This window comes from Streptomyces sp. NPDC048411 (genome assembly GCF_040704695.1).
In the GTDB taxonomy this organism is placed as follows: Bacteria; Actinomycetota; Actinomycetes; order Streptomycetales; family Streptomycetaceae; genus Streptomyces.
Genome location: NZ_JBEZKL010000027.1, coordinates 63,826 through 69,888, shown reverse-complemented (window position 1 = coordinate 69,888; position 6,063 = coordinate 63,826). Strand labels below are relative to the sequence as shown.

The following is a 6,063-nucleotide window of genomic DNA, read 5'->3' as shown; positions in this document are numbered from 1 at the left end:
GTGTCGCAGGTCATGTGGCGGAGCCACCTGTCCTGCGGCGCCGTGCGGCGAGCGTGCGTGCCGGGCGTCGGGGCGCAGGCGGGGAACTCAGAACACGCCCTAGGCCAGTTGCCGCAGCCTTCCGCCTCCTTTCCCGATCACCGGACCGAGGCGGGAAGAGGGTTGAGCGGTGTCCTCGCACCGGGCCGCCCCCGCGGTCCCGATGGTCCCCGGCCGCTCCCACTGTCCCCGCCTCCCGTGCCGCGCAGCCGCCGGTCACGGGAGGCGGGGGCGTACGGGGCCGGGGCCCCGCGGTCCGGCACGCCGTTCCCGCTCTGGGCCGGCTGCGGCGCCGTACGCCTCCTCGGGCTGTCGTCGTGCGCCCGCCGGCGACGGACGGAACAGTCCTCAGCCCAGCGCCAGCAGCACCACCAGCAGCACAGCCCCCGCGACCGACGGCGCGATCACCTCGTACGCCCACCGCACGACGACCGCCTCGGCGCCACCCGCACCGCCCCCACCCTGCTCAGCCATCTCGCGCAGATCCGCCACCGTCTGATCGGCCGCAGCCATCCGCGCCTTCGTGTCCCGCACATCCGCATGCACCGACGTCCGCCGGTACGGGTCGTCCTGCGACTGACGCGACTGCTGCCGTGCCGCCTTCTTGCGCTGCCGCAGCGACACCGGTACCGCCCACAGCTGGTACTTCGCGCCGTCCTGGGTGAACAGTTCGGTGGAGTACCCGGCCCGCACATCCGCGACCGCCGCCCACGGCGCCGTGATCGTCCGGAACGGGTTGCGGATCCGGATCCGCTCCTTGTTCACCGACACGACCGGTCGCAGCGTGAACGCGACGATCAGCGGCACAGCCGTCAGCAGCCCGGCCAGGGCCAGCCACGGCGTCCGCCCGTCACCCCTGATCAGGGCATCCACGCCGAGCCAGCCGACCAGCAGGAGCAGCAGGACACCGCCCGCCATCCCGGCGGGCGACCGGAAGGTCCGGTCGGCGTAGGTCGGCTCTGCGGGAGGTGTGGGGCTCGTCATATGGCCGATTCTGCCTGACGTGCACAAGCCCCGCCGGAGCGGCCACCCCGCATCCGAACGGCACCGCACCCCCACTCCGGTGCCCCCTCCCCCCTGTACAGGCTGCTACGCGCGTAGATATGCTCCCCTGGTGACCATGCCCACCACTGCACCCGCATTCTCCGACGCCACCGCGTCCGACGGTGCGCTGCGCCGCTTCCTGCACGGGCTGCCCGGCGTCGACGCCGTCGGCCTCGAAGCGCGCGCTGCGTCTCTCGGAACCCGTTCGATCAAGACGACGGCCAAGGCGTACGCCATCGACCTCGCCATCTCGATGATCGACCTGACGACGCTGGAAGGCGCGGACACCCCGGGCAAGGTCCGGGCTCTCGCCGCCAAGGCCGTCAACCCCGACCCGACCGACCGGACGACCCCGCGCACCGCCGCGGTCTGCGTCTATCCCGACATGGTGGCGACGGCCGCCGCCGCGCTGGCCGGTTCCGGCGTGAAGGTGGCGTCCGTCGCGACGGCCTTCCCCGCCGGGCGCGCCGCGCTCGACGTGAAGCTCGCGGACGTCCGCGACGCCGTGGCCGCCGGGGCCGACGAGATCGACATGGTGATCGACCGGGGCGCCTTCCTCTCCGGCCACTACCTCAAGGTGTACGAGGAGATCCTCGCCGTGAAGGCCGAGTGCGCCCGTGCCGACGGTACCGACGCCCGCCTCAAGGTCATCTTCGAGACCGGTGAGCTGTCTACCTACGACAACATCCGCCGCGCCTCCTGGCTCGGCATGCTGGCGGGCGCGGACTTCATCAAGACATCGACCGGGAAGGTGGGGACCAACGCCACGCCCGCGAACACCCTGCTGATGCTGGAGGCCGTGCGCGACTTCCGGGAGCAGACTGGGGTGCAGATCGGTGTGAAGCCCGCCGGCGGCATCCGCACCTCCAAGGACGCGATCAAGTTCCTCGTCCTGGTCAACGAGACCGCCGGCGAGGACTGGCTGGACAACCACTGGTTCCGCTTCGGCGCGTCGAGCCTGCTCAACGACCTGCTGATGCAGCGCCAGAAGCTGGCCACGGGCCGCTACTCCGGCCCCGACTACGTGACGGTGGACTGATCCCCATGGCATCTGCATTCGAATACGCCCCCGCCCCCGAGTCGCGCTCGGTCGTCGATATCGCGCCCTCGTACGGCCTCTTCATCGACGGCGAGTTCACTGACGCGGCCGACGGCAAGGTCTTCAAGACGGTCTCGCCGAGCAGCGAAGAGGTGCTCTCCGAGGTCGCGCAGGCCGGCGCCGCGGACGTCGACCGGGCCGTGAAGGCGGCCCGCAAGGCATTCGAGAAGTGGTCGGCACTGCCGGGCTCCGAGCGCGCCAAGTACCTCTTCCGGATCGCCCGGATCATTCAGGAGCGCTCCCGCGAGCTCGCCGTTCTCGAAACCCTCGACAACGGCAAGCCGATCAAGGAGACCCGCGACGCGGACCTCCCGCTGGTCGCGGCGCACTTCTTCTACTACGCGGGCTGGGCCGACAAGCTGGACCACGCGGGCTTCGGCGCGAACCCGCGCCCGCTCGGTGTCGCGGGCCAGATCATCCCGTGGAACTTCCCGCTGCTCATGCTGGCGTGGAAAATCGCCCCGGCGCTCGCCACCGGCAACACCGTGGTCCTGAAGCCCGCCGAGACGACCCCGCTCTCCGCGCTCTTCTTCGCGGACATCTGCCGCCAGGCGGGGCTGCCGAAGGGTGTCGTGAACATCCTCACCGGGTACGGCGACGCGGGCGCGGCCCTCGTCGAGCACCCGGACGTCAACAAGGTCGCCTTCACCGGCTCGACCGCGGTCGGCAAGGCCATCGCCCGCCAGATCGCGGGCACCGACAAGAAGGTCACCCTGGAGCTGGGTGGCAAGGGCGCCAACATCGTCTTCGACGACGCCCCGATCGACCAGGCCGTCGAGGGTGTCGTCACCGGCATCTTCTTCAACCAGGGGCAGGTCTGCTGCGCGGGCTCGCGCCTCCTCGTACAGGAGTCGATCCAGGACGAGCTGCTGGACTCCCTGAAGCGCCGGCTGTCCACGCTGCGCCTCGGCGACCCGCTGGACAAGAACACCGACATCGGTGCGATCAACTCCGCGGAGCAGCTGTCCCGGATCACGGCACTGGTCGAGACGGGCGAGGCGGAGGGCGCCGAGCGCTGGTCCGCCCCGTGCGAACTCCCGTCCTCCGGCTACTGGTTCGCCCCCACGCTGTTCACGAACGTCACCCAGGCGCACACGGTCGCCCGCGACGAGATCTTCGGCCCGGTGCTCTCCGTCCTGTCGTTCCGTACGCCGGACGAGGCGGTGGCCAAGGCCAACAACAGCCAGTACGGCCTGTCGGCCGGCATCTGGACGGAGAAGGGCTCCCGCATCCTCGCGGTGGCGAGCAAGCTCCGGGCGGGCGTCGTCTGGGCCAACACGTTCAACAAGTTCGACCCGACCTCGCCGTTCGGCGGATACAAGGAGTCGGGCTTCGGCCGCGAAGGCGGCCGTCACGGCCTGGAGGCGTACCTCGATGTCCGATAACCGTCTGAGCGTCTTCAAGACCTACAAGCTGTACGTCGGGGGCAAGTTCCCCCGCTCCGAGAGCGGCCGGGTGTACGAGGTGACGGCGAAGGCATCTGCCGCTGACGCGGCGGGCAAGGGCAGGTGGCTGGCGAACGCCCCGCAGTCCTCCCGCAAGGACGCACGGGACGCGGTCGTGGCCGCCCGCAAGGCGTTCGGCGGCTGGTCGGGCGCGACGGCGTACAACCGCGGCCAGGTCCTCTACCGCATCGCGGAGATGCTGGAGGGCCGCAAGGGCCAGTTCGTACGGGAAGTGGCGGACGCGGAGGGGCTGTCGAAGTCCAAGGCGGCGGCCGTCGTGGACGCGGCGATCGACCGCTGGGTCTGGTACGCGGGCTGGACCGACAAGATCGGCCAGATCGTGGGCGGGGCGAACCCGGTCGCGGGCCCGTTCTTCAACCTGTCCACGCCTGAGCCGACGGGCGTGGTCGCGGTCGTCGCGCCGCAGAAGTCGTCGTTCCTGGGCCTGGTCTCCGTCGTCGCGCCGGTGATCGCGACCGGCAACACGGCGGTCGTCATCGCGTCCGCCGACGCCCCGCTCCCGGCGCTGTCCCTGGGCGAGGTGCTGGCCACCTCCGACCTGCCGGGCGGTGTGGTGAACATCCTGTCCGGGAAGACGGCGGAGCTCGCGACCCCGCTCGCATCCCACCAGGACGTGAACGCGATCGATCTCACGGGCGCCGACGCCGGTCTGGCGAAGGAGCTGGAGATCGCGGCAGCGGACAACCTGAAGCGCGTTCTCCGCCCAACGGTCTCCCGCCACCACCCCGAGAAGGAAGCGCAGGACGCCGCTCATCCACAGGCTGTGGACGGAAACGACTGGTCGGCCGACCCGGGCACGGACCGCCTGACGGCGTTCCTGGAGACCAAGACGGTCTGGCACCCCACGGGTGCGCTCGGCACCTCGGGTTCGTCCTACTGACCGACAGGGCTGCGGCCCGCCCCTCCGGCAACACCGCGGAGGGGCGGGCCGCAGCCCTGTGCGCCGGGATCAGCCGCGCACCGGCCCGGTCACCTGCCCACCGACGGCAGGTCGTTCAGCCCACCACCGCCGCTCAGCGGGTCGGTGACGGTGCCCGTGGTGACCGGCTTGAAGTCGGCGATCTGCGTCCCCACCCTGTTGCTCAGCGGGTCCACACCCGTCTTGGCCAGCGGGTCGAGCTGAAGGTTCGTGACCGGAGAGACCCCGTGTCCGAGCGCCCCGGTCACCGCGCCCCCGGTCGCCCCGCCGACCGCGTCGACGCTGCTGTCGGCGCCCGGGGCCGGAGCGATGGGCAGCGGCGCCGCCTGGGCCGCCGCACCCCCCGCGCCGAGCGCGGCGCCCACCGCGGTGACGGTCAGACCTGCGCGCAGCAGCGCGCGGCGCCGGGACCTGGACAGTGCATGTCGTGCCATGGAGTTCCCACCTGATCGGTACCGATCGAGTAATCATCTGCATGCGTAGAGTAGTTGAGGTGTGATGCTGGATACCAACACGGGCACCGGGGGATCCCCTGCGCGGGTCAATGCCTCACACTCGTGTCCTGTGAGTTCCCAACCGATCCCGACCCGCGTCGTGCTGCTCGCGGGCCCCTCCGGCTCCGGCAAGTCCTCCCTGGCCGCCCGCTCCGACCTTCCGGTGCTGCGTCTGGACGACTTCTACAAGGAGGGCGACGACCCCACACTGCCGCTGGTACCGGGCAGTTCGGACATCGACTGGGACTCCGCACAGTCCTGGGACGCGGATGCGGCGGTCGCCGCCATCACGGAGCTGTGCCGCACGGGGCGTACGCACGTCCCGGTGTACGACATCGCCACCAGCTCCCGGATCGACCGCGAGGCGTTCCACATCGAGCGGACGCCGCTGTTCGTGGCCGAGGGCATCTTCGCGGCGGACATAGTCGAGCGATGCCAGGAGTTGGGTGTGCTCGCGGACGCGCTGTGCCTGCGCGGCCGCCCCTCGACCACCTTCCGCCGCCGCCTGCTGCGCGACCTGCGCGAGGGCCGCAAGTCCGTGCCGTTCCTGCTGCGACGGGGCTGGCGGCTGATGCGCGCGGAGCGGCGGATCGTGGCACGGCAGACGGCGCTGGGCGCTCACCCCTGCGGGAAGCAGGAGGCGCTCGGGCGCCTGGCGGCGGCTGCGGCCGGGCGGTGCCGCCGGGCACCGGTGGCGCGTGAGGTGGGGTAGCCGGTCGGACGCCGGGGGCTCACGCGTCCCGCAGCCTCAGGACCAGCCCCCCTCCCAGGAGCGCGGCCACGGCCCATCCCGTGAGCACTCCCAGCCCTGCCCACGGGCCGATGGGCAGGCTGTCGGCACCGATCGTGGACTGAATGGCGAGCCCCGCCGTCATAGGGAGGCGGTGGTGACGGCCTACGAATCGGGCCTGGTCGTCCCGGGCTCCCGGGGCAGAGCCCCGGATCCAAGGCCACTGCGCGATTGAGGACCGGGTCCGGAGCAGAGCCCCCGCGAGGCCCCCC

At 71.4% G+C, this 6,063-nt stretch carries 6 protein-coding genes and 1 pseudogene; 4 read left to right on the top strand and 3 right to left on the bottom strand.

Features of this window, described 5'->3' with window-relative positions:
* Positions 1 to 387: 387 nt before the first annotated feature.
* Positions 388 to 1,023 (bottom strand): PH domain-containing protein, encoded by a 636-nt coding sequence (locus AB0915_RS13010; protein ID WP_366691126.1) that lies wholly within the window; start codon positions 1,021 to 1,023, stop codon positions 388 to 390.
* 136 nt (positions 1,024 to 1,159) lie between these two features.
* Between AB0915_RS13010 and deoC the strand changes: the two genes are divergently transcribed.
* The 3 genes from deoC to AB0915_RS12995 are packed head-to-tail and all read left to right on the top strand — an operon-like array spanning position 1,160 to position 4,528.
* Positions 1,160 to 2,122, top strand: coding sequence for a deoxyribose-phosphate aldolase (gene deoC, locus AB0915_RS13005; RefSeq protein WP_366691125.1), 963 nt, complete (start codon positions 1,160 to 1,162; stop codon positions 2,120 to 2,122).
* Between the two features lie 5 nt (positions 2,123 to 2,127).
* Complete coding sequence (locus AB0915_RS13000; RefSeq protein WP_366691124.1) at positions 2,128 to 3,567, top strand: aldehyde dehydrogenase family protein; 1,440 nt, start codon at positions 2,128 to 2,130, stop codon at positions 3,565 to 3,567.
* Entirely contained in the window at positions 3,557 to 4,528 is a 972-nt protein-coding gene (locus tag AB0915_RS12995) for an aldehyde dehydrogenase family protein (protein ID WP_366691123.1), read from the top strand. Before AB0915_RS13000 ends, AB0915_RS12995 begins: the two co-directional genes overlap by 11 nt.
* Before the next feature lie 89 nt (positions 4,529 to 4,617).
* Here the strand turns inward: AB0915_RS12995 and AB0915_RS12990 are convergent, their stop codons facing one another.
* A complete protein-coding gene (locus tag AB0915_RS12990; protein WP_366691122.1) occupies positions 4,618 to 5,001 on the bottom strand; it encodes a hypothetical protein in 384 nt (127 codons plus the stop codon).
* 64 nt (positions 5,002 to 5,065) lie between these two features.
* Between AB0915_RS12990 and AB0915_RS12985 the strand changes: the two genes are divergently transcribed.
* A complete protein-coding gene (locus tag AB0915_RS12985; protein WP_366691121.1) occupies positions 5,066 to 5,773 on the top strand; it encodes a uridine kinase in 708 nt (235 codons plus the stop codon).
* A 19-nt stretch (positions 5,774 to 5,792) separates the two neighbouring features.
* Here the strand turns inward: AB0915_RS12985 and AB0915_RS12980 are convergent.
* Positions 5,793 to 5,939 (bottom strand): annotated as a pseudogene (locus tag AB0915_RS12980) (ABC transporter permease); the annotation flags it as partial.
* Positions 5,940 to 6,063: the final 124 nt, after the last annotated feature.

Excerpts from the sequence above, each read along its gene's own strand:
- AB0915_RS13010 (WP_366691126.1), bottom strand. The coding sequence starts at position 1,023 with ATGACGAGCCCCACACCTCCCGCAGAGCCGACCTACGCCGACCGGACC.
- deoC (WP_366691125.1), top strand. The coding sequence starts at position 1,160 with ATGCCCACCACTGCACCCGCATTCTCCGACGCCACCGCGTCCGACGGT.
- AB0915_RS13000 (WP_366691124.1), top strand. The coding sequence starts at position 2,128 with ATGGCATCTGCATTCGAATACGCCCCCGCCCCCGAGTCGCGCTCGGTC.
- AB0915_RS12995 (WP_366691123.1), top strand. The coding sequence starts at position 3,557 with ATGTCCGATAACCGTCTGAGCGTCTTCAAGACCTACAAGCTGTACGTC.
- AB0915_RS12990 (WP_366691122.1), bottom strand. The coding sequence starts at position 5,001 with ATGGCACGACATGCACTGTCCAGGTCCCGGCGCCGCGCGCTGCTGCGC.
- AB0915_RS12985 (WP_366691121.1), top strand. The coding sequence starts at position 5,066 with ATGCTGGATACCAACACGGGCACCGGGGGATCCCCTGCGCGGGTCAAT.